Here is a 20,211-nt window from a genome sequence, read left to right as displayed (position 1 = left end):
ATGTGCCGCGCAGCCGTTCGCGCTTGTGGAGACAGCCCCCCACCCCCCTTGCGCCACCAGGGAAGTAACGGTCCGGCAGCCCATTGCGCAATGGAATGTTTGCCCGTTTTTATCCGTAGCCGATAATGCGACGTATTACCAACTCTTTACCATCCCTCGCCGCAACTTCCCCGCCCCTTCCGGCGGTTGTCACAGCGTCCGAGGCGCCGGACCGCCGGGCCACCGAAGCGGGGCCCGCACCGGAAAGCCAAGGGCAGGCACCACCCCAAACGTCCTCTTCGTTTCAAGGAGCATCATGTCCCTCCCCCTGACCCGCCGGATCGCCCGTGCCGCGCTGCTGGTCGCGGCGGGCGCAGCCCCCGTGGTCGGTGCGGCCGGCTCCGCAAGCGCCCTGGAGGCCCCGCAGCTTCCGGCGGCCGGCGGTCTGACCGCCCTCGACGCGAGCAGCGCGGCCGGCACCCTCGACGGTGGCGCCCAGCAGAGCACCGCCCTGGTGGGCGAGGTGGGCGGCGACGCGGTCCAGGGCGCCGTCCCGGCCGCCGGATCCGTCGTCGGTCAGGCGGGCAACGCCACCGTGCCGGCCGCTCAGGAGGCCGTCGGCGACGCCGCGGCCACCACGGGCGAGGTCGCCGGCAAGACCGCCGGCACCGCGTCCGAGGCCGTCCCGGCCGGAGCGGTCGGCGGCGGCGGTCTGATCGGCGGCCTGCCCACAGGCGTGCCCCTCGGCTGACCGCCCACCTCAGCCGCACCTCACGCGGAGGGCCCCGGGAACACCATGTCCCCGGGGCCCTCCGCGTATCGCATGCTCACACCGGCCGTACGGTCTTCACGGTCACGCCAGCCGTACCTTCACGCCAGCCGTACGTTCACGCCAGCCGTACGTTCACGCCAGCCGCTTGACCGCCGCCTCGACGCGCTCATCCGTCGCCGTGAACGCGACGCGTACGAAACGCTCTCCCGCCGGACCGTAGAAGTCCCCGGGAGCGACCAGAATCCCGCGCTCCGCCAGCCGCGCCACGGTCTCCCAGCAGGGCTCGTCACGGGTCGCCCACAGATAGAGGCTGGCCTCGCTGTGCTCGATGCGGAAGCCGTACGCCTCCAGCGCCCCGCGCAGCGCCGCGCGCCGGGCCGCGTACCGGGCGCGCTGCTGTACGACATGCGCCTCGTCGCCGAGCGCCGCGACCGCGGCGGCCTGGACGGGCGCGGGGGTCATCATCCCGCCGTGCTTGCGGATCTGCAGCAGCTCGCCGAGTACGGCCGGGTCGCCCGCGAGGAACGCGGCGCGGTAGCCGGCCAGGTTCGAGCGCTTGGAGAGGGAGTGGACGGCGACGACTCCCTCGTACGAACCGCCGCAGACGTCCGGATGCAGCACCGAGACCGGGTCGGCCTCCCAGCCGAGTTCCAGATAGCACTCGTCGCTGAAGACCAGCACGCCGTGCTCGCGCGCCCAGGCGACGATGCGGGTCAGCTCGTCCTTGGCCAGCACCCGGCCGGTGGGGTTGGACGGGGAGTTCAGCCAGAGCAGCCTCAGACCGGCCGGGTCCAGCTCGGTCGGGTCGTCGTAGACGACGGGCTCCGCGCGGGCCAGCCGTGCGCCCACCTCGTACGTCGGATAGGCCAGCCGGGGGTAGCCGACCCGGTCCCCGGAGCCCAGGCCGAGCTGGGTGGGCAGCCAGGCCACCAGTTCCTTGGAGCCGACCACCGGCAGCACATTCGCATGCCCCATCGCGACCGCGCCGAGCCTGCGCCCGGTCCACCCCACCAGGGCGTCCCGCAGCCGCTCGGTGCCCCACACGGTCGGATAGCCCGGGGAGTCCGCGGCGTCGACGAGCGCTTTCTGGATCACCTCGGGGACGGGGTCGACGGGCGTGCCCACGGAGAGGTCCACGATGCCGTCGGGATGCGCCGCGGCCGTCGCCTTGTACGGCTCAAGCTTGTCCCAGGGGAAGACGGGCAGACGGGCGGAGACTGAAGAAGCTGCGGAAGCTGCGGACACGGTCGTCTCTTTCTCGTACGCGTACGTAAAACGCTTCGGTCCCGTACGGACGACGAACCGTACGGGACCGGGGGCGCGCGCCTGCGGGCCGTCGGCTACTGGTTCTGCGGCGGCAGGGCGGCGATGAAGGGGTGGTCGCGCTCGATCAGCCCGAGCTTGGAGGCGCCGCCGGGCGAGCCGAGCTCGTCAAAGAACTCGACGTTCGCCTTGTAGTAGTCCTTCCACTCCTCCGGGGTGTCATCCTCGTAGAAGATCGCCTCTACCGGGCAGACCGGCTCACAGGCCCCGCAGTCGACGCATTCGTCCGGGTGGATGTACAAGGACCGGGAGCCCTCGTAGATGCAGTCGACGGGGCACTCCTCGATGCACGCCTTGTCCTTGACGTCGACACAAGGCTGCGCGATGACGTAGGTCACGCTGTCGTTCCTCCTCGGTAGGGCTGGCTTTGCGCGGGAGCGCGGCGTCGTCGATGCCCGCCCCTAGTATCTCCGTTCTTGGGGACGATCCGAACAGGAGGGGCTCGGAGAGCTGTGGAATTCACTGCGGGCGGACGCCTCGAGGTCCGTATTACACCTTCTGATGTGGGCAAACGGGTATCAATCCGGCGTATGACCGGATCGGAAGCGGAGGGTGAGCGATTCACCGACACGATCGGCGTTCTCGCATCCTGGAACGAAGGTGTGCTGGTGATCACAGAGCGGACCGGTGACAGCGTCCATATCCCGGAATCGTCGCTGGTCGCGGCCAAGGTGGTGCCCGCCGCGCCGGCCCGGCGGCGCGGTCCCGCGGCGGACTTCGAAGAACTCGCACGGGTGACGGCGCGCGCCTGGCAGCCGGTGGAGAGCGAGCGCCTGGGCGGATGGGAGCTGCGTGCGGCATCCGGGTTCACCCGGCGCGCGAACTCCGTGCTGCCGCTCGGCGACCCCGGCCTTCCGCTGGGCGAGGCCCTCCGGCGGGTGCGCGACTGGTACGCGGAGCGCGGGCTGCCCGCCTTCGTCCAGGCCGCGACCGGGGCGGCGGGCGCCCAGGAGGAGCTGTGCGCGGCACTCGAAGCGCACGGCTGGGAGCGCGAGGTCACCGCGGAGGTGCGCATCGCGGCGCTCGCGCCGGTGGCGGACGCCCCCGCGCCCCTCGCGCCCCTCGCGGACCGCGTCCTTCTGTCCCGTACCGCCGACGACGCCTGGCTGGCCCGTTACCAGCGCACGGGGCGGCCCGGCCCGCATGTGCTGAAGGTGCTCGCCAGCGGCCCCTCGGTGTGGTTCGCCACCGTGCCCGCCGCGGCCGGCGGCCCGCCCGCGGCCATCGGCCGCTGCGTCGTCGACGGCCGCTGGGCGGGCTTTATGGCCGTCGAGGTGGACCCGGCGCGGCGGCGTGAGGGCCTGGCGACGGCGGTGATGGCCGCGCTGGCCCGGCGGGCGCTCGACGAGGGCGCGTCCGCCGCCTGGCTCCAGGTGGAGGAGGACAACGGGGGCGCGCGGGCGCTGTACGAGGCGATGGGATTCGTGCCCCACCACCGCTACCACCACTTCCGGCCGGCGTGAGCGGCGGACAGTCGTCATGAGCGGGTACCCATCGCATATGCACGACGAATCCGCCTCGGAGCGGCGTCGCCGGTTCGCCGAGGAAGCCAGGTCGGAACGCCCCGACCTGGCCCTGCTCTGCCTGCTGATCGGCGCGGAGGCGGACGCTTCGCTGGACGAGGCGGGCCAGGACGCGGCCCAGATGGAGCTGGACCGGCTCGCCGGGCTGCTGCCGTACGGGCTGCGCACGCCGCGCGCCTGGGCTTTCGCGCTGGCGGAGCTGCTGGGCGGCCGCTGCGGTTTCCACGGCGCGCCCGCGGACTACCAGCGGCTGGAGTCGTCCCTGCTGCACGAGGTGCTGCGGCGCCGCCGGGGACTGCCGATCCTGCTCTCGGTCGTCTGGGTCGAGGTCGCCCGCCGGGCGGGCGCGCCCGTGTACGGGGTGGCGCTCCCCGGCCACTATGTCGTCGGCTTCGGCGCACCTGACGAAACGGCTGAACAGGTGCTGGCTGACCCCTTCGCCGGCGGCCGCGTGCTGACGGGGACCGATGCGGAGCTGCTGGTCGCCGGGGCGACGGGCGCGCCGCTCGACCCCTCGATGCTGCGGCCGGCCGACCCCCGGGAGACGGTGCTGCGCATCCTGAACAACATCCGCGCCTGGGCTGCCGCGCGCCCGGAGCACTCCGAGGTCGCGCTGTGGGCCGTCGAGCTCGCCCTGCTGCTCCCCTCCCACCCCGCCCGCCTCCGCTTCGATCACGCCCAGCTCCTCGTCCAGCGCGGGGACTTCCTGGCGGGGGCGGCGGAGATGGACGCGTACGCGGACATCGTGGCCCCGGCGGAACCGGGCACGGCGGACGCGATCAGAAGACGCGCGCAGGCCGCCAGGGCGATGCTCAACTGACCGGCGGCGAGCTGTCCGAGCCGGTCGACGCCGGGGAGCGGGGCGCGAGCGGCGCTCCCCGGCGTGCCGCGGCGTGCCGCGTGATGTCAGCTCGGGTTGAGGTCGATGACCGCCGTGCGCTCGGCCGGGGTCTTGCCGAGGAGCGCGCCCTGCATCGCCTGGGCGACGTCGTCCGCGGAGACCTGGTGCTGCTTGCCGTCCGCCTTGGTGATGGCAATGCCGTCGAAGACGCCTTCGAGCAGTTCGTCGATGGCCTTCTTGTCGTAGACCTCGACCAGTCTGCCCTCGACCGGCTTCATCGACAGGATGCGCGGCAGTGAGCGCTGCGGGCCGAACTGGATCGACTTGGGACCGGCCTTGATGGTGATCAGCCCCGACATCGCGGGCTCGGCGAACTCCTTCATCGCCCGGTCGAGCTCCGCCTGGGTGATGGTGGGCTGGCGGGTGGTGACGGGGAGTTCGACGACGTTCGGCCGGCCCGTCTCGACCTGGGTGCGGTAGGCGTCCTTGACGGAGGTCATGGCACGGGCCACGTCGATGGCCTGGCCGGCCTTGCCGGGGACCGGGACCGCCTTGCCGGGAGTGAACTTGATGGTGGCCTCGGTGGCGGTGCCGGAGGCGCCGGCCAGGTCGGCGAGGGCGACGCTGAGCTTCTCCGCGTCGACGACGATCACCGGTTCCGCGACCCGCTCGCCGCCGAAGAGGGAGCCGATCACCGATACGGGGTTGTAGTCGCTGCCCGCGGCGGCGCGGACCGTGGCCTGGCTGTCCAGGGAGAGACCCGCCTTGTCCGGGGCGAGTTCCGTCTGCTTGCCGCCCACCGACAGCTTCAGCGGTGTCGCGGCGCGCTTGCCGAGTGCGGCGTCGAGCTTGTTGACGGCCTCTTCCTTGGTGCCGCCGCCGATGTCGACATTGAGGACGGTGGTCCGCTTCGGCACGTCGGAGTGGTTCAGCAGCAGGCCCGCGCCGTAGGCGACGCCGAGCAGGCCGACCGCGCCCGCTCCCGCGAGCACCAGCTTGGAGCGGCCCTTCTTGGCGGGGGCCGGGCGCGGGGCGGGCGCGGGCTGAGCCTTGTCCGCCGGGCCGGGGGCGGCGGGGCCTCCCGGCGTACCGGGGCCGGCCGGGTACTCCGGCGCGGAGAAGTCCGCGTCGTCGTGGCTGGTCGAGTTGAGGGCCGTCTGCGGGCCGTCGAACCCCGGGTAGGGCGAGCGCGGTTCGGCGGGGGGAACGACCGGGATGCCGCTGGTGAGGGTGTCGCCGGAGACATGGCCCCCCGCCGGGGCCGACTGGCGCGCCCGCGCCTGTGCGGATTGGTCAGATTGGTCGGATTGGTCTGGGTACGGCGGGTGCTGCGGGGTCAGCACCGTTGTGTCGTCGGACATCCGGGGCGGGCCGACCGGCCCCCCGCCGGGACCGCCGGGAGTGCCCGGACCGGCAGGGGCGCTCGCACCGGGGCCGCCCGCACCGGGACGGGCTGCTCCGGGACCGGCCGTACGCGGTCCGCCCGGCGCACCAGGGCCGCCGACGCCGGGGCCGCCGGGACTAGGACCGAGCGGCATGCTGCCCATGGCGGGGCCGGCCGTCGGGCCGTCGGGGCCGCCGGGTGCGCCCGGCACACCGGGCGGGCGGACGCCCTGCGGCTGCCCGGCCCGGTCGGCGTCGGTCTGCGGGCCGTCCGAGAAGAACGGCATGCCCGCGCCGGGTCCGGCGGACGGCGCCCCCGGCGCGGGGGCAGGAGCGGGCGCAGGAGAAGGAGCCGGACTGGCCGGCTTGCGCGGAGCGAACCAGTCGCTGGTCGCGGGCTTCCGCTCCTCCACCGGAGACTCAGGGGCGGGAGCAGGGGCGGGAGCAGCGGCCGACGGCTCAGGCTGCCTCGACGGCGCGGGCGACGCCGCCGGCCGCGCCATGCCGCCCGTGCGCTCGCTCTCACTCCCGCCCTCGCCCTCGCGCTCGGCGGGGGCTGACGAGGCGTCCGCGCTGGAGACCGGGGTGCGCATGACGACCGGCGGGATGGGCCGTGAACCGGGGATGTTGATCCGGATGCGCGTCGTCAGCGTCGTCTCGGTCTTGGGCTCGTCCGGCTGGGGCTGCGGCTCGGGGGCCGCGCCGCCCGCCCCCTGATTCGGCGTTCCGTACGGCGGTGTGCCCGAGGGGTACGCGGCTCCACCGCCCCGCTGGGGGCCGGAGGACGAACTGTCAGTTTCACGACTCAAAGCAGGTTCTCCCGGTTGGCTCCGCCGCCCGTTCTTACTGGTTCGCTGCTGCTGCGGGCGGCTCGGCGGCGCGCACCACCATACTGGCCGTCGCAGCCATCACACCCCGCTCCTTGGGGAAAGCGACAAACCGCAGACCGTACGGGCACGGTCGTCTCGGCAGCCCTTCCGTCCCCCGGGGGCGACCCACCATAAGGGCCTGCCGTCCCCGGACTGCGCTGGGGTGCGGTCTCGGTCGGCCTCGTCTCGATTTGTGGCTACTCTGCGGCTGCTCTGGGCTGCACCGCGGCTACTTGCCAAGTCGGGAGGCTCCGCCGCCCGGTTGCGCCGGACGCGTCAGGGTGGCGCACATCACAGCGAGAACCATCCCCCCGAGCATGAAGACCAGCGGGCTGAGACCCGCGGTGAACGCGCCGTCGCCCTCCGGCCGCCCGAGGTTGAGCAGCAGGATGGCCAGCAGCCAGCCGCCCCCGGCCACCAGGGTCCCCAGCTGGGTCCCGGTCGCCCGGGCCGCGCCGTAGAAGAGCCCGCCCGAGCCGAGGAGGGCGAGCAGCAAGCCGCCCGGGAACCAGCCCCCTTGGACCAGCGACCCGGCGATGCCGACTGCCAGGCCGAGCAGGAAGAGCGCGGCGTACAGAGCGATCCGCGCGGGGTTGAAGGCGATCACAGCGCGACCCCCGCGAACAGATCCCGCTCCCGCTCCCCCGCGGGCGCGCCCGGCTCCCCCACGGCCAGTTGGTAGCACTCGGTCGTGAAGATCGGCTGCCCGAGGTCGTTGGAGAGGGCGAAGAACGGCCCGTCGACGGCGATTTGCGTGGCATGGGCGCGCATGGCCGCGGCCTTCCGCTCCGCATACGCCGAACCGTCGATCTCCGCCGTGATCTCGGAGTCATCCACCACACCGGGAATGTCAGCGATGTCCGCGACGCCGGGAAAGGAGCCCGCGGCGGTCTTCCGCAGCCGGGCGAAACCCTCCTCCGCGGCCGACCGCGGCACCCGGTTCCAGTAGATCTTGGCGATGGTGTGCGGATCGCCGAGGTCCCGCCGGAAGGCCCGCTCGCCGGCCAGTTCCGCGGAGCGCATGGCGACCCGGTGTGCCTGGATGTGGTCCGGGTGACCATAGCCGCCCCGGGGGTCGTAGGTGATCATCACCTGGGGCCGTACGGAGCGGATCACCTCGACCAGATACGGCGCGGCCTCGTCCACCTCGGTGTTCCAGAAGGCGCCCGCCCGGCGGTTCTGCGGCAGGCCCATCATCCCGGAGTCGCGGAACCGGCCCGCCCCGCCGAGAAAGCGGTGGTCGTCGACCCCCAGCTCCTTCATCGCGGCGGCCAGTTCACCGGCGCGATACGGTCCCAGCCGGTCGTCCCGGTCCGGGGCGAGATGGGCGAGATCACCGGGAATGACCTCGCCCTCCTCCCCCATGGTGCAGGTCACCAGGGTGATGTGGGCGCCCTCGGCCGCATACCGGGCCATCGTCGCGCCGTTGTTGATCGACTCGTCGTCCGGGTGGGCGTGCACCAGCAGCAGACGGCGGGCGGGCAGCTCCTTCATACGGCAAGCCTAGAGCGTGTCCTCCCCAGAACTTGAAGCCCTAGAACTTGAAGCTGCCGATCATCCCCGCCACGTTCGTCGTCAGCTCGTTGATGGTCGGCGCAATGGACGAGCTGGCCAGATAGAACCCGAGCAACACGCAGACCGCCGCATGCCCTCCCTTGAGCCCGGACTTCCGGATGAGCAGGAAGACGACGATCGCCAGCAGCACCACCGCCGAAATCGAGAGTGCCACGGCGGTTCACCTCCATAGATCCACAGAGATTCAGTCGGCATTCGGTTGGGACGCGGGATGGGAACGGGCGGTCCGCACATGCCGGGGCACATGCCAGAGGAGTCATACCCACCTTGCGCTACGGATCATAACTATCCGTGCCTGAACATCGCTTGGTGCACGGCAGCACATGGGGGCGCACGACCGCTAGGTTCGTGCGCATGACCTCGAAGCAGACCTCGCAGCGACAGACCTCGCAGCGGCAGCCCTCGTTCCCGCGCCAGTACGCCAGGACCCAGCGCTTCACACTCGGGGCGCCGCGTTCCTTCACCGTGTCGCCGGACGGCGCTCGTGTGGTCTTCATCCGCTCGGCTTCCGGGACGGACCGCGCGGGGCGGCTGTGGGTGCTGGATCTGGCAGGGCCGGGCGGCGGCGCACCGGAGGGCGCCCCGCGGGAGCGGGTCGCCGCGGACCCTCAGGCGCTGCTCGCCGGGGCGGCGGAGGAGCTTTCGGACCAGGAGCGGGCGCGCCGGGAACGCAGCCGTGAGGGCTCGGCGGGGATCGTCGCCTATGCGGTGGACGAGGCGTGCGAGCTGGCCGCGTTCGCGCTGTCGGGCCGGCTGTTCACGGCCGAGCTGCGGGCCGGCACCGCACGCGAGCTGCCCGCGCCCGGGCCCGTGATCGACCCGCGGCCCTCGCCCGACGGCCGCCGTATCGCGTATGCGGCCGGGGGCGCGCTGCGGGTGACGGGCGCGGAGGGGGACGGGGACCGGGCGCTGGCGGAACCGGAGGACGAGCATGTCTCCTACGGTCTGGCGGAGTTCATCGCGGCCGAGGAGATGGGGCGTTCGCGCGGCTTCTGGTGGAGCCCCGATTCGGACCGGCTGCTGGTGGCGCGGGTCGACGAGCGGCCCGTACGGCGGTGGTGGATCTCCGACCCGGCCCACCCGGACCGGGAGCCTTCGCAACTGGCTTATCCGGCGGCCGGAACCCCCAACGCCGAGGTCCGCCTCTTCCTCGTCGGGCTGGACGGCGAGCGCACAGAGGTGGGCTGGGACCGGGAGCGCTACCCGTATCTGGCCCGGGTGCACTGGTCGGCGGCGGGCGCGCCGCTGCTGCTGGTGCAGGCGCGGGACCAGCGCACCCAGCTGTGCCTGGCCGTGGACACCGAGTCGGGTCAGACCCGTACGGTCCATGTGGACGAGGACCCGGTGTGGCTGGATCTCTTCCCCGGCGTGCCCGCCTGGGCCCCGGACGGGCGGCTGGTGCGGATCGCCGACGAGGGCGGGGCGCGGGTGCTGGCCGTGGGCGACCGGGCGCTGACCGGGGCCCAGCTGCAGCTGCGGGCGGTGCTCGACATCGGCGAGGGCGATGTGCTGGTGTCCGCCGCGGCGGGCGAGGAGGCGGCGGAGCCCGAGATCGGCGAGATCCATGTCTACCGGGTCAATGAGCTGGGCGTGGAGCGGATCTCGGAGGGGCCCGGGGTGCATACGGCGACGCGCTCCGGCGAGGTGACGGTGCTCGCGTCCGCCCGCCCGGAGGTCAGCGGGACGAGCGTGCAGGTGCTGCGGGACGGCAAGCCGGTCGCGACCGTCGCCTCGTTCGCGGAGGAGCCGCTGCTGACGGCCCGGCCGCGGCTGTGCGCGGCGGGCAGGCAGCGGATTCCGGCCGCCGTGCTGCTGCCGGAGGGCTATACGGAGTCGGATGGTCCGCTGCCGGTGCTGATGGACCCGTACGGCGGCCCGCACGGCCAGCGGGTGTACGCGGCGCACAACCCGCATCTGACGTCCCAGTGGTTCGCCGACCAGGGCTTCGCCGTGATCGTCGCGGACGGCCGCGGCACGCCCGGCCGCTCCCCCGCCTGGGAGAAGGCGATCCGCGACGACTTCACGCTCACCCTCGACGACCAGATCGAGGCCCTGCACTCCCTCGCCGGGGCCTTTCCGCTCGATCTGGGCCGGGTGGCGATCCGCGGCTGGTCGTACGGCGGCTATCTCGCCGCCCTCGCGGCACTGCGCCGCCCCGACGTCTTCCACGCCGCGATCGCCGGCGCGCCGGTGACCGACCTGCGGCTGTACGACACCCACTACACGGAGCGGTACCTCGGCGACCCTGCGCGGCAGCCGGAGGTCTACACGGCGAGTTCCCTGGTGACGGAGACCGGCGACCTGGTCACGCCGGCCTCCCCCGCCCGCCCCCTGATGATCATCCACGGCCTCGCCGACGACAATGTCGTCATGGCGCACACCCTCCGCCTCTCCTCGGCCCTGCTGGCCGCGGGCCGCCCGCATGAGGTGCTGCCGCTGAGCGGGGTGACGCATATGACCCCGCAGGAACAGATCGCGGAGAACCTGCTGCTGCTCCAGGTGGACTTCCTGAAGCGTTCGCTGGGCTGAGCGCTTCCGCAAAACTGGGGCTCCGCCCCCGGCCCCCCGGTACGGCCTTCGGCCGTGTCCTCAATCTCCCCCAGCTACCTCAGAATGAGCCCCGCCGGCGATTGAGGCGCGGGAGCCAGCACATCCAGCCTCGCCGGCGATTGAGGCGCGGGGGTCCGGGGGCGGAGCCCCCGGGAAACCGGGGGTCTGGGGCGGAGCCCCAGTTACGGGAAGGGGCGGGGAGGGGAAAGACCAACCGCGCACGCCCTAATACGGCCGGGCCCGCTCCCGATGCTCCCCGGCCACCTCGCCCCGGCCCCCCTCCGGATAGGAGACCCGCTCCGGATCGCCGTCCGACGTGTACCGCCGCACGGTCCCGTCCGCCAGCTTGTCCAGCCAACGCGACGACCCGAACTCCGCGTCCTCGGCGTTCGGCCCCGCCGACCGGATCCGCGGAATCCCGACCGGGTCGAACGACGCGGCATACGGGGAGGGCGCCGGGTTCGCCCCGACGAGATACGCGCCGTGGTGCCGGTAGGAGACCCCGTCGTGGCTGCCCGCCAGGGCCAGCCGCGCCGGATCGGGCTGGATGCCGAAGGGCAGCCCCATGGACACGACCCGGATGCCGGGCGCGGCGTCGGCGATCGCCTTCTGGTTGGCCGCGATCTCCCGCTGGACCCCGCCGCCCGTCAGCGCGCTGAGCTTGGCGTGGTTCAGGGTGTGGTTGCCGATCTCAAAGCCGTTGGCGTGCAGCCACGCGAGTGCCTTGCCGCCGCCGGTCGCGGGGAACGGATCGCCGTTGACGAAGAACGTCGCCACTGGGCGGAAGCCGTCGTGCCGGGCGGCGACGTCCCGCAGGATGCCGACGGCGCAGTCTGCGACGGGCTCGCCGTCGGCGCCGAGCCTCAGCTGGCTGTCGCTGGAGTCGTCGAAGGTGAGGACGACGGGGTGGGTGCCTGCGGGCAGATCCATGGTGCCGGTGCTGTATGCGGCCGCGGTGACCGGTACGTACTTCTCCCGGGCGAGCCGTTCCAGCTCGGCTCGGAAGTCGTCCGGGTTGCGGTCGTACACCCCTTGGGGCTCAGGGACGATCTGGTGGTACATCAGCACCGGTACAAATCCCAGCTCATCGGCTGCCACGCTCTCGGGAGACGGCGGCCGCGACGGGGATTCCGCGTTCCTGGAACGGGAATCCTGCCCAGAGCCGGTGGTCTTTGATTCCGCTGACTTCGGCGTACCGCCTTCCGAACCGGCGCACGAGACCGCGAGAACGGCCATGCCCACAACAGCGATGGGGAGAACGCAGCGTCGCACGTGACCTCCTTGAAGGGATGAGCGCCTATGTGGCTCAGCCGGCAGACCCCGACCTCCTCCGGTGGACGATCCCCGCGGAAACTGATCGTCACCCTTCTGGTGGCCATAGTGGCGGCGGGGCTGGCCGTCGGCACGGTGTTCCTGGTACGGGCGCTCAGCGACCCGGAGTTCAGGGTGCGCGGTCTGCCGGACGGCGGCGTGCTCAACGCCGAGACGCACCGCGGCGACCCGCTGTCCGTGACCGCGGGCGACGCCTCGGCTCTCAAGGGCGCAAAGGTCACCCTCAACGGCAGTGCGGTCAGGACCCAGTGGGCCGACGGCGAGCTGCGGCTGCTGCCGGGTTCCCTGCCGGACGGCGAGTACCGGCTGCGCGTGGTCGGGGACGGCGGCTTCCCCTTCGGCTCCCGCGAGCTGAACCGCAGCTTCACCGTGGACACCACGCCGCCGGAGCTGACCCTGGCCGACGCCGAGGCCGACAGCCTGAGCGGCCCCGTCACCGTCGAGGGCACGGCGAAGGGCGCCGCTGAGGTGACGGCTGGCGGAAGGCCGGTGAAGCTCGGGCCCGACGGCTCGTTCTCCGTCGACCTGCGCACGGCCTCCGGCGGCATCGCCGTCGTCGCGACCGACGCGGCGGGGAACACCGCAGAGGAGGAGGCAAGGGTGTCGGTACGGCGGCCGCTGCTGCGCGCCGCGCACGTCAGCTCGCACGGCTGGGCCTCCGACCAGCTGCGCGAGCCGGTGCTGAAGCTGCTCCGGGAGGGCAAGCTCAACGCCGTACAGCTGGACATCAAGGACGAGCTGGGCGAGATCGGCTACGCCTCACAGGTGCCGCTGGCCAAGAAGACGGGCGCGGCCAAGGGCTACTACGACGCCAAGCAGGCGATCAAGGAGATACACAAGGCGGGCGGCAAGGTTGTCGGCCGCATCGTGGCCTTCCGCGACCCCATCCTCGCCCGCGCCTCATGGCAGGAGGGCAAGCGGGAGCGGGTCGTGCAGACGCCGGACGGCCAGCCCTACGGAGCCGCCTCCAACTACGGGGCGCTGTCCTTCACCAACTTCGCCAACGACGAGGTGCGCCAGTACCACCTCGATCTGGCGGCCGAGGCCGCCGAACTCGGCTTCGATGACATCCTCTACGACTACATCCGCCGCCCGGACGGCAAACTGAGCAATCTGTCCTTCCCCGGCCTGGGCGACACCTCCCCGGAGGACTCCATCGTCTCCCTGGTCCGCGAAACCCGTCAGCTGACGCACGAGCACGGGGCCTTCCTCGGCGTCTCCGTGTACGGCATCGCCACCACGCGGCCGCACGAGATCGCGCAGAACATCGACAAACTCGCCCAGGTCAGCGACTACATCTCCCCCATGATCTACCCCTCGCACTGGAACCCCGGCGAATACGGCGTGGCGAACCCCAACTCCCAGCCGTATGACATCACCCAGCGGTCCCTCGCCGACTTCGTCAAGCAGACGAAGGACACCAGCACCGAGATCATCCCCTGGATCCAGGACTTCTCCCTCGGCGTCTCCTACGGCGACAAGGAGGTCGCCGCCCAGATCCGCGCCGCCGCCGACAACGGCATCGAATCCTTCCTCCTCTGGAACCCCGCCGTCCGCTACCACGGCGGCGCCCTCACCAAGATCGGCTGACCAGCCCACCCCAGGCGCGAGGCCCGCTCCGGCCGACGTTCGGTTCACCGGCAGGTGCGGGCCTGGGCGCGAGACGACCGGCCGGGCCCGCATGGTGAGGGCCCGGCCGGTCTACGGCACCCGCACGGCCGTACGCCGTACAGCGTGATGTGTTCGTATATCGGTGCTGCGGCGGTCAAGTTACCGCCGCGTTAAAGAGTTTGGCTCTGATTCATCCGGGATTGTCGCCCGAGGAGCCGCCCGTCTCGTTCTCCTCGCCGGGCACCACATGCTTCTCCTCGGCGAAGTGGCAGGCCGAGGGGTGCAGCACGGGGCCGCCGAGGGGGCGCAGATGTGGGGGGACGGTCAGCAGGGGGACCTCGATCTCGCAGCGGTGCTGGGCCTTCCAGCAGCGGGTGCGGAAGCGGCAGCCGGAGGGGATGTTGGTGGGTGAGGGGACATCCCCGGTGAGGATGATGCGCTCACGGCGCTCGCGTGCTTCCGGGTCCGGCACCGGGACCGCGGAGAGCAGCGCCTGGGTGTACGGGTGGGTGGGGTGGTCGTAGATCTCGTCGTCGCGGCCGAGCTCCACGATCCGGCCGAGGTACATGACCCCGACGCGGTCGGAGATATGCCGCACGATCGACAGGTCGTGGGCGATGAAGACATACGAGAGGTGGAACTCGCTCTGCAGCGAGGCGAGGAGATTGATGACCTGCGCCTGCACGCTGACGTCGAGTGCGGAGACCGGCTCGTCGGCGACGATGATCTCGGGGTTGAGGGCGAGCCCGCGGGCGATGCCGATGCGCTGGCGCTGGCCGCCGGAGAACTGGTGCGGATAGCGGTTGATGTACTCCGGGTTCAGACCCACCACATCCAGCAGCTCCTGGACCCGACGCCGCCGGTCGCCCTTGGGAGCCACCTCCGGATGGATGTCGAACGGCTCCCCGATGATGTCCCCGACCGTCATCCGCGGATTCAGCGACGTATACGGGTCCTGGAACACCATCTGGATATTGCGGCGCACCGCCTTCAGCGCACGCCCCGACAGCCTGGTGATGTCCTCGCCCTTGTAGCGGATGGTCCCGGAAGTGGGCTGTTCGAGCTGGACCAGCATCTTGGCGAGGGTGGACTTGCCGCAGCCGGACTCGCCGACGACGCCGAGGGTCTCGCCGGCCATCAGGTCCAGATCCACGCCGTCGACGGCCTTGACCGCGCCGATCTGCTTCTTGAAGAGGATGCCCTGAGTGAGCGGATAGTGCTTGTAGAGATCGCGGACCTCAAGGATCGGCTCGCCCGGCTTCGCCGTCCCGGCCGCCGCCTCGGCGACGGTCTCAGCCACGGATGGCCTCCTCCCAGAAGTGACAGGCGCTTCTGCGGGTCTTCGAGACCTCGTACAGCGGCGGCTCGTCGGTACGGCACACATCGCGGGCCAGCGGGCAGCGCGGATTGAAGGCGCACCCCGGCGGGATGCGCATCAGATTGGGCGGCAGGCCCTTGATCGCGTACAGCTCCTGGCCCTTCTGGTCCAGACGCGGGATCGACTCCAGCAGACCGCGGGTGTACGGATGGGCGGGGGCCTTGTAGATGTCATGGACGGGGGCGGTCTCCACGATCCGTCCCGCGTACATCACCGCGATCTTGTCGGCCACATCCGCGACCACACCCAGATCATGGGTGATCAGAATCAGACCCATGTTGTACTCGCGCTGCAACTCCGCGAGCAGATCCATCACCTGCGCCTGCACGGTCACATCCAGAGCGGTGGTCGGCTCATCCGCGATGATCAGATCCGGCTCCAGAGCCAGCGCCATCGCGATCATGATGCGCTGGCGCATACCGCCGGAGAACTGGTGCGGATACTGCCGCACCCGCTCCCGTGCCGCCGGGATGCGCACCCGGTCCATCAGCTCGACCGCCTTCGCCCGCGCGTCCTTGCGGGACAGGCCGCGGTGCACGGTGAACATCTCGCCCAGCTGGTCCCCCACGCTCAGCACGGGGTTCAGCGCGGAGAGGGCGTCCTGGAAGATCATGGCCATGCCGGAGCCGCGGAGCTTGCGCCGCTCGTTCTCCTTGAGCTTCAGCAAGTCCTGGCCCTTGAAGAGGATCTCGCCGCCGGCGATCTTCCCCGGCGGGATGTCGAGGATGCCCATGACGGCCTGCGCGGTGACGGACTTGCCGGAGCCGGACTCGCCGAGCACGGCGAGCGTCTCCCCCGCGTCCACGGTGTAGTTCACGCCGTTGACGGCCTTGGCCACGCCGTCACGGGTGCGGAACTCCACATGCAGATCGCGTACTTCGAGCAGCATGGCGGCCTCTCAGCGCAGCTTGGGGTCGAGGGCGTCGCGCACCGCGTCGCCGAGCATGATGAACGCCAGCACCGTGACCGCCAGCGCGCCGGCCGGCCAGAGCAGCATGTGCGGCGCGTTGCGTACGTACGGGGACGCGGACGAGATGTCGATGCCCCAGGAGACGGTGGGCGGCTTCAGTCCGACGCCGAGGTACGACAGGGTGGCCTCCAGGGCGATATACGTGCCGAGCGCGATGGTCGCCACGACGATCACGGGAGCGACGGCGTTGGGCGCGATATGACGCAGCAGCATCCGGCCGCTGGACGCGCCGAGCGCCCGCGCCGCCTGGACGTAGTCGTTCTGTTTGGCGGTGATGACCGACCCGCGCGCGATACGGGAGATCTGCGGCCAGCCGAGCAGCACCATGAAGCCGATGACCGGCCAGATGGTGGAGCTGGTGACGACGGAGAGCAGCACAAGCCCGCCGAGGACGACCGGGATGCCGAAGAAGATGTCGGCGACCCGGGACAGGGCAGCGTCCCAGCCGCGTCCGAAGAAGCCGGCGAGCCCGCCGAGCGCCGAGCCGAGCAGCGCGACCCCGAGGGTGGCGAGGATGCCGACGGAGACGGACGTACGGGCTCCGTAGACGACGCGTGTGTAGACGTCGCAGCCCTGTCCGTTGAAGCCGAAGGGATGGCCGGGCTGGGAGCCCTGCTGGGCCTTGGACAGATCGCAGTCCAAGGGGCTGCCCGAAGCGATCGCCGACGGCCATAGAGAGATGAAAATCAGAAAGAGAATGATCAGACCGGAGATGATGAAGACCGGGTTGCGGCGCAGATCGCGCCAGGCGTCGGACCAGAGGCTGCGCGGTTTCTCGGCCGGCCCGGTGCCCTCCGGGCCGCCCGGGGTCTTCTCCAGCGTCTCGCCCTCGTCCATCGCGAGGTCCATCGCCCCGCCTTGGCCGGTAGGGGCCATGGCCTGATCCTCGTGATCGTCGTAAGGGAGCTTCGGGTGCTCTGACGGCCGCGGTGACTCCGGCCGCTCAGGCCGCTGCGGTGGCTGCTCAGGCATACCGGATCCTCGGGTCGAGTACGGCGTACAGGAGGTCGACCAGCAGATTGGCCAGCAGGAAGACGAGCACCAGCACGGTGACGAAGCCGACGACGGTCTGGCTGCTCTGCCGCACGATGCCCTGATAGAGCTGGAAGCCCACACCGTGGATGTTGAAGATGCGCTCGGTGACGATCGCCCCTCCCATCAGCGCGCCGATGTCGGTGCCGATGAAGGTGACCACGGGGATCAGCGAGTTCCGCAGCAGATGCTTGCTGATCACCCGTCGTCGGGGCAGGCCCTTCGCCTTGGCGGTGCGGACATAGTCGGAGCGGGTGTTCTCCGCGATGGAGGTGCGGGTGAGCCGGGTGACGTACGCGAGGGAGACGGAGGCGAGAACCAGCCCGGGGAGGATCAGCTCGTCGAGCGGCGCCTCGGGGGAGACCGCCGGCCGGATGAGGTCCCATTTGACGCCGAGCAGCAGCTGCAGCAGCAGACCGGTGACAAAGGTCGGGACCGAGATCACGACCAGGGTGAGGACCAGAACGCTGGTGTCGACGGGGCGGCCGCGGCGCAGCCCGGTGACGACGCCGAGGCTGATGCCGATGATGATCTCGAAGACGATGGCGACGAGAGTGAGCCGGATGGTGACGGGGAAGGCGTCGGCCATCAGCTCGATCACCGGCTGGCCGTTGAACGCGGTGCCGAAGTCCCCGGTGAACAGGTTCCCCATATAGGTCAGGTATTGCTGCCAGAGCGGCTTGTCGAGTCCGAACTCCCGGCGCAGCTGGGCCTCGGTGGCGGGGTCGCAGGCCCGTTCGCCGCACAGTCCCGCGATGGGGTCGCCCATCACATTGACCATGAGAAAGATCAGCAGCGTGGCGCCGAAGAAGACCGGGATCATCTGCAGCAGACGCCGGATCACATAGCGTCCCATCGGGGCTCCTCGGACACGGGGACAGGGGCTGGGGGACGGGGGACGGGGGACGGCCCGGCGCGCGGGCTGCGCCGGGCCGCGGGGATCCGGGTCAGTTGACGGTGATCTCGTTGTAGACCGGGACGCTGAAGGGGTTGAGCTTCACATTGGAGATGCGGTCGGAGTAGCCCGCGCTGCCGTTCTGGTACCAGAGCGGAATGGCGGCCATCTCATCGCGGACGATCTCCTCGGCCTGGATGAAGGTGTCGACGGCCGTGGCCATGTCGTTCTCGGCATTGGCCTGGTCGACGAGTTCGTCGAAGCGCTCATTGCTCCACTTGCCGTCGTTGGAGGAGGCGTTGGTGTAGTAGAGCGGCTCCAGGAAGTTCTGGATCAGCGGGTAGTCCATCTGCCAGCCGGCCCGGAACGGCCCGGACATCCGGCTCTGCGTGATCTGGTTGCGGAAGTCGGCGAAGGTGCCGATGGGGTTGCCGACACAGGCCCGTTCATTGCCGAGCGCGTTGTTGATGCTGTTGCAGACGGCGTCGACCCACTCCTTGTGCGAGCCGGTGTCGGCGTTGTACGAGATCGTCATCCGGCCGCCGGGCAGTCCGCCGCCCTCCTCGATCAGGCTCTTGGCGGCGTCCGGGTCGTACTCGCAGAACTCGCCGCACAGATCGTCCCGGTAGCCGCCCTCCTCGCCGAGGACGGGCGAGGTCCAGTCCTTGGCGGGGGTGCGGGTGTTCTGGAAGATCGTCTCGGTGATCTGCTCGCGGTTGATCGCCCGGGAGATGCCCTTGCGGACCTTGTCGCCGTCGGCGGTGTTCCACGCGGGGTCATAGAAGGGGAAGGCGAGCGTCTGGATGATGCCGGCGGGGGTGTTGATATAGCGGTCGCCGAGATCTGCCTGGACGTTGGCCAGCTGGGAGGCGGGGATGTCGTCGACGAGGTCCAGATTGCCCGCGGTCAGATCGGTGTACGCGGTGGTGTTGTCTGTGTAGACGTTGAGATCGATGCCGCCGTTCTGGGCCTTGTCCTCGCCGGGGTAGCCGTCCCAGCGGCGCAGCGACATCCTGGCGCCGCGCTGGTACGACTCGACGGTGTACGGGCCGTTGCCGACCGGCTTGGCCAGCCAGGCGTCGTGGTCGTCGAAGAACGCCCGGGGCAGCGGGGCGAAGGCGGCATAGCCGAGGGTGTCGGGCCAGGTCGAGAACTGCTCGCTGAGCTGGACCGTGAAGGTCTTGTCGTCGACGGCCTTCAGTCCGCTCATGGTCTCGGCGGTGGGCTGGCCCTCCTCCGGATGAACGTCGTCATAGCCCGCGATGTCGCTGAAGAAGAAGGCGTTGCGCTGGTTGTTCTCCAGGTTCGCGCCGTAGTTCCAGGCGTCGACGAAGGACTGCGCCGTGACCGCCTCTCCGTTGGAGAAGGTCCAGCCGTCCTTGAGCGTGATGGTGAAGTTGGTCGAGTCGTCCGTCTCGATCGACTCGGCGAGCATGTCCTCGGCCGCGCCGGTCTCCGGGTTGTAGCGCTTGAGCCCTCGGAAGATCATGTCGAGGACCTTGCCGCCCTGGACCTCGTTGGTGTTGGCCGGCTCCAACGGGTTCTGCGGGTCTCCCCAGGACGAGGTCACGATGCCGTCGGAGCCGCCGCCGCCCCCCGTAGCGCTGTCGTCGCCGCCGCAGGCCGTGGCCGCGAGGGCGACGACCAGTGCGCAGGCGACCCATCTGGCGTGCGTGGCTCCACGCATGGAGTGCCTCCTCGGGTCAACGTCATATGTTGACCCTCATATCACCCCATAGCGGGGTGAAGCGCACTTTCGCCTCGCGTGGGGGTGAGGGGGGTACTCCCGATGGCGGTGTGGCCTCCGGCCCGGTCGGGCGAACGCCCGGCGCGGGCTCTCCCCGCCCACCCGCCCTTGCGGGGGCTCCGCCCCCGGACCCCCGCACGGCCTGACGAGGGCAGGCCCGGACGGGGTTTTCTCCCCTGCCCCTCCCCCTACGCCCCGGGGGCGTGAGGGGCCCCCTTCCCGAAACTGGGGGCAAGCCCCCAGACCCCCGTACGGCCTTCGGCCGTGTCCTCAAACGCCGGACGGGCTGGATTCTCCAGCCCGTCCGGCGTTTGAGGCGCGGGGGTCCGGGGGCGGAGCCCCCGGGAAACCGGGGGTCTGGGGCGGAGCCCCAGTTACGGGAAGGGGCGGGGAGGGGAAAGACCAACCAGCCGCACACCCGGCGGCCGCTC

Annotated in this window: 17 protein-coding genes; 5 read left to right on the top strand and 12 right to left on the bottom strand. The window is 71.0% G+C overall.

The genetic code is table 11. The annotated features are described in order from the left end of the window. Nucleotides 1–295: 295 nt before the first annotated feature. Nucleotides 296–730: an ATP-binding protein gene (locus OF819_RS11005; RefSeq protein WP_267243236.1), complete on the top strand. Its 435-nt coding sequence runs from the start codon at nt 296–298 to the stop codon at nt 728–730. A 153-nt stretch (nt 731–883) separates the two neighbouring features. Here the strand turns inward: OF819_RS11005 and dapC are convergent, their stop codons facing one another. Together dapC and fdxA are read right to left on the bottom strand one after the other, a co-directional pair. Further along, nucleotides 884–1,996 carry a succinyldiaminopimelate transaminase gene (gene dapC / locus OF819_RS11000; protein ID WP_267243235.1) on the bottom strand — a complete coding sequence of 371 codons (1,113 nt, stop codon included), beginning with the start codon at nt 1,994–1,996 and terminating at the stop codon, nt 884–886. Nucleotides 1,997–2,091: 95 nt separating this feature from the next. Continuing rightward, the gene (fdxA, locus tag OF819_RS10995) at nt 2,092–2,412 is read right to left on the bottom strand and encodes a ferredoxin (protein ID WP_018089397.1); all 321 of its coding nucleotides are present in this window, start codon (nt 2,410–2,412) and stop codon (nt 2,092–2,094) included. Between the two features lie 114 nt (nt 2,413–2,526). On the opposite strand from fdxA, the gene OF819_RS10990 reads away from it, so the two are divergent. Beyond that, nucleotides 2,527–3,537, top strand: a complete 1,011-nt coding sequence (locus tag OF819_RS10990; RefSeq protein ID WP_267243234.1) for a GNAT family N-acetyltransferase — start codon at nt 2,527–2,529, stop codon at nt 3,535–3,537. 37 nt (nt 3,538–3,574) lie between these two features. Next, entirely contained in the window at nt 3,575–4,417 is an 843-nt protein-coding gene (locus tag OF819_RS10985; protein ID WP_267243233.1) for a transglutaminase-like domain-containing protein, read from the top strand. A gap of 86 nt (nt 4,418–4,503) precedes the next feature. On the opposite strand, the gene OF819_RS10980 is transcribed toward OF819_RS10985, so the two are convergent. The 4 genes from OF819_RS10980 to OF819_RS10965 form a co-directional block, all read right to left on the bottom strand. Next, complete coding sequence (locus OF819_RS10980) at nt 4,504–6,630, bottom strand: hypothetical protein (protein WP_267243232.1); 2,127 nt, start codon at nt 6,628–6,630, stop codon at nt 4,504–4,506. Between the two features lie 289 nt (nt 6,631–6,919). Then, nucleotides 6,920–7,297, bottom strand: coding sequence for a DUF6113 family protein (locus OF819_RS10975; RefSeq protein ID WP_267243231.1), 378 nt, complete (start codon nt 7,295–7,297; stop codon nt 6,920–6,922). Next, nucleotides 7,294–8,184, bottom strand: a complete 891-nt coding sequence (mshB, locus tag OF819_RS10970) for an N-acetyl-1-D-myo-inositol-2-amino-2-deoxy-alpha-D-glucopyranoside deacetylase (protein WP_267243230.1) — start codon at nt 8,182–8,184, stop codon at nt 7,294–7,296. The genes OF819_RS10975 and mshB overlap by 4 nt, the downstream gene beginning before the upstream one ends. A gap of 40 nt (nt 8,185–8,224) precedes the next feature. Continuing rightward, a complete protein-coding gene (locus tag OF819_RS10965) occupies nt 8,225–8,419 on the bottom strand; it encodes a hypothetical protein (protein ID WP_267243229.1) in 195 nt (64 codons plus the stop codon). A gap of 200 nt (nt 8,420–8,619) precedes the next feature. Between OF819_RS10965 and OF819_RS10960 the strand changes: the two genes are divergently transcribed. Next, nucleotides 8,620–10,794, top strand: coding sequence for a S9 family peptidase (locus tag OF819_RS10960; protein WP_267243228.1), 2,175 nt, complete (start codon nt 8,620–8,622; stop codon nt 10,792–10,794). Between the two features lie 246 nt (nt 10,795–11,040). Here the strand turns inward: OF819_RS10960 and OF819_RS10955 are convergent, their stop codons facing one another. Further along, entirely contained in the window at nt 11,041–11,913 is an 873-nt protein-coding gene (locus tag OF819_RS10955; protein WP_267243227.1) for a polysaccharide deacetylase family protein, read from the bottom strand. 273 nt (nt 11,914–12,186) lie between these two features. On the opposite strand from OF819_RS10955, the gene OF819_RS10950 reads away from it, so the two are divergent. Next, entirely contained in the window at nt 12,187–13,737 is a 1,551-nt protein-coding gene (locus OF819_RS10950; RefSeq protein ID WP_267243226.1) for a putative glycoside hydrolase, read from the top strand. A 211-nt stretch (nt 13,738–13,948) separates the two neighbouring features. Here the strand turns inward: OF819_RS10950 and OF819_RS10945 are convergent, their stop codons facing one another. The 5 genes from OF819_RS10945 to OF819_RS10925 all read right to left on the bottom strand — a co-directional run bounded on the left by OF819_RS10945 (nt 13,949) and on the right by OF819_RS10925 (nt 19,720). Continuing rightward, the gene (locus OF819_RS10945) at nt 13,949–15,058 is read right to left on the bottom strand and encodes a dipeptide ABC transporter ATP-binding protein (RefSeq protein WP_323748916.1); all 1,110 of its coding nucleotides are present in this window, start codon (nt 15,056–15,058) and stop codon (nt 13,949–13,951) included. Then, nucleotides 15,051–16,025: an ABC transporter ATP-binding protein gene (locus OF819_RS10940; RefSeq protein ID WP_267243225.1), complete on the bottom strand. Its 975-nt coding sequence runs from the start codon at nt 16,023–16,025 to the stop codon at nt 15,051–15,053. The genes OF819_RS10945 and OF819_RS10940 overlap by 8 nt, the downstream gene beginning before the upstream one ends. A 9-nt stretch (nt 16,026–16,034) precedes the next feature. Beyond that, complete coding sequence (locus tag OF819_RS10935; RefSeq protein WP_267243224.1) at nt 16,035–16,982, bottom strand: ABC transporter permease; 948 nt, start codon at nt 16,980–16,982, stop codon at nt 16,035–16,037. Between the two features lie 88 nt (nt 16,983–17,070). After that, entirely contained in the window at nt 17,071–17,994 is a 924-nt protein-coding gene (locus tag OF819_RS10930) for an ABC transporter permease (protein WP_267243223.1), read from the bottom strand. Between the two features lie 91 nt (nt 17,995–18,085). Further along, nucleotides 18,086–19,720: a peptide ABC transporter substrate-binding protein gene (locus OF819_RS10925; RefSeq protein WP_267243222.1), complete on the bottom strand. Its 1,635-nt coding sequence runs from the start codon at nt 19,718–19,720 to the stop codon at nt 18,086–18,088. Between the last annotated feature and the right edge of the window lie 491 nt (nt 19,721–20,211).

Source organism: Streptomyces sp. PR69, from assembly GCF_026420845.1.
In the GTDB taxonomy this organism is placed as follows: Bacteria; Actinomycetota; Actinomycetes; order Streptomycetales; family Streptomycetaceae; genus Streptomyces.
This window is presented reverse-complemented; position numbering and strand designations above follow the sequence as displayed.

Coding starts and splice junctions, on each gene's coding strand:
- OF819_RS10985 (WP_267243233.1), top strand. CDS start 3,575: ATGCACGACGAATCCGCCTCGGAGCGGCGTCGCCGGTTCGCCGAGGAA.
- OF819_RS11005 (WP_267243236.1), top strand. CDS start 296: ATGTCCCTCCCCCTGACCCGCCGGATCGCCCGTGCCGCGCTGCTGGTC.
- OF819_RS10935 (WP_267243224.1), bottom strand. CDS start 16,982: ATGGCCCCTACCGGCCAAGGCGGGGCGATGGACCTCGCGATGGACGAG.
- OF819_RS10930 (WP_267243223.1), bottom strand. CDS start 17,994: ATGGGACGCTATGTGATCCGGCGTCTGCTGCAGATGATCCCGGTCTTC.
- OF819_RS10925 (WP_267243222.1), bottom strand. CDS start 19,720: ATGCGTGGAGCCACGCACGCCAGATGGGTCGCCTGCGCACTGGTCGTC.
- OF819_RS10940 (WP_267243225.1), bottom strand. CDS start 16,025: ATGCTGCTCGAAGTACGCGATCTGCATGTGGAGTTCCGCACCCGTGAC.
- mshB (WP_267243230.1), bottom strand. CDS start 8,184: ATGAAGGAGCTGCCCGCCCGCCGTCTGCTGCTGGTGCACGCCCACCCG.
- OF819_RS10960 (WP_267243228.1), top strand. CDS start 8,620: ATGACCTCGAAGCAGACCTCGCAGCGACAGACCTCGCAGCGGCAGCCC.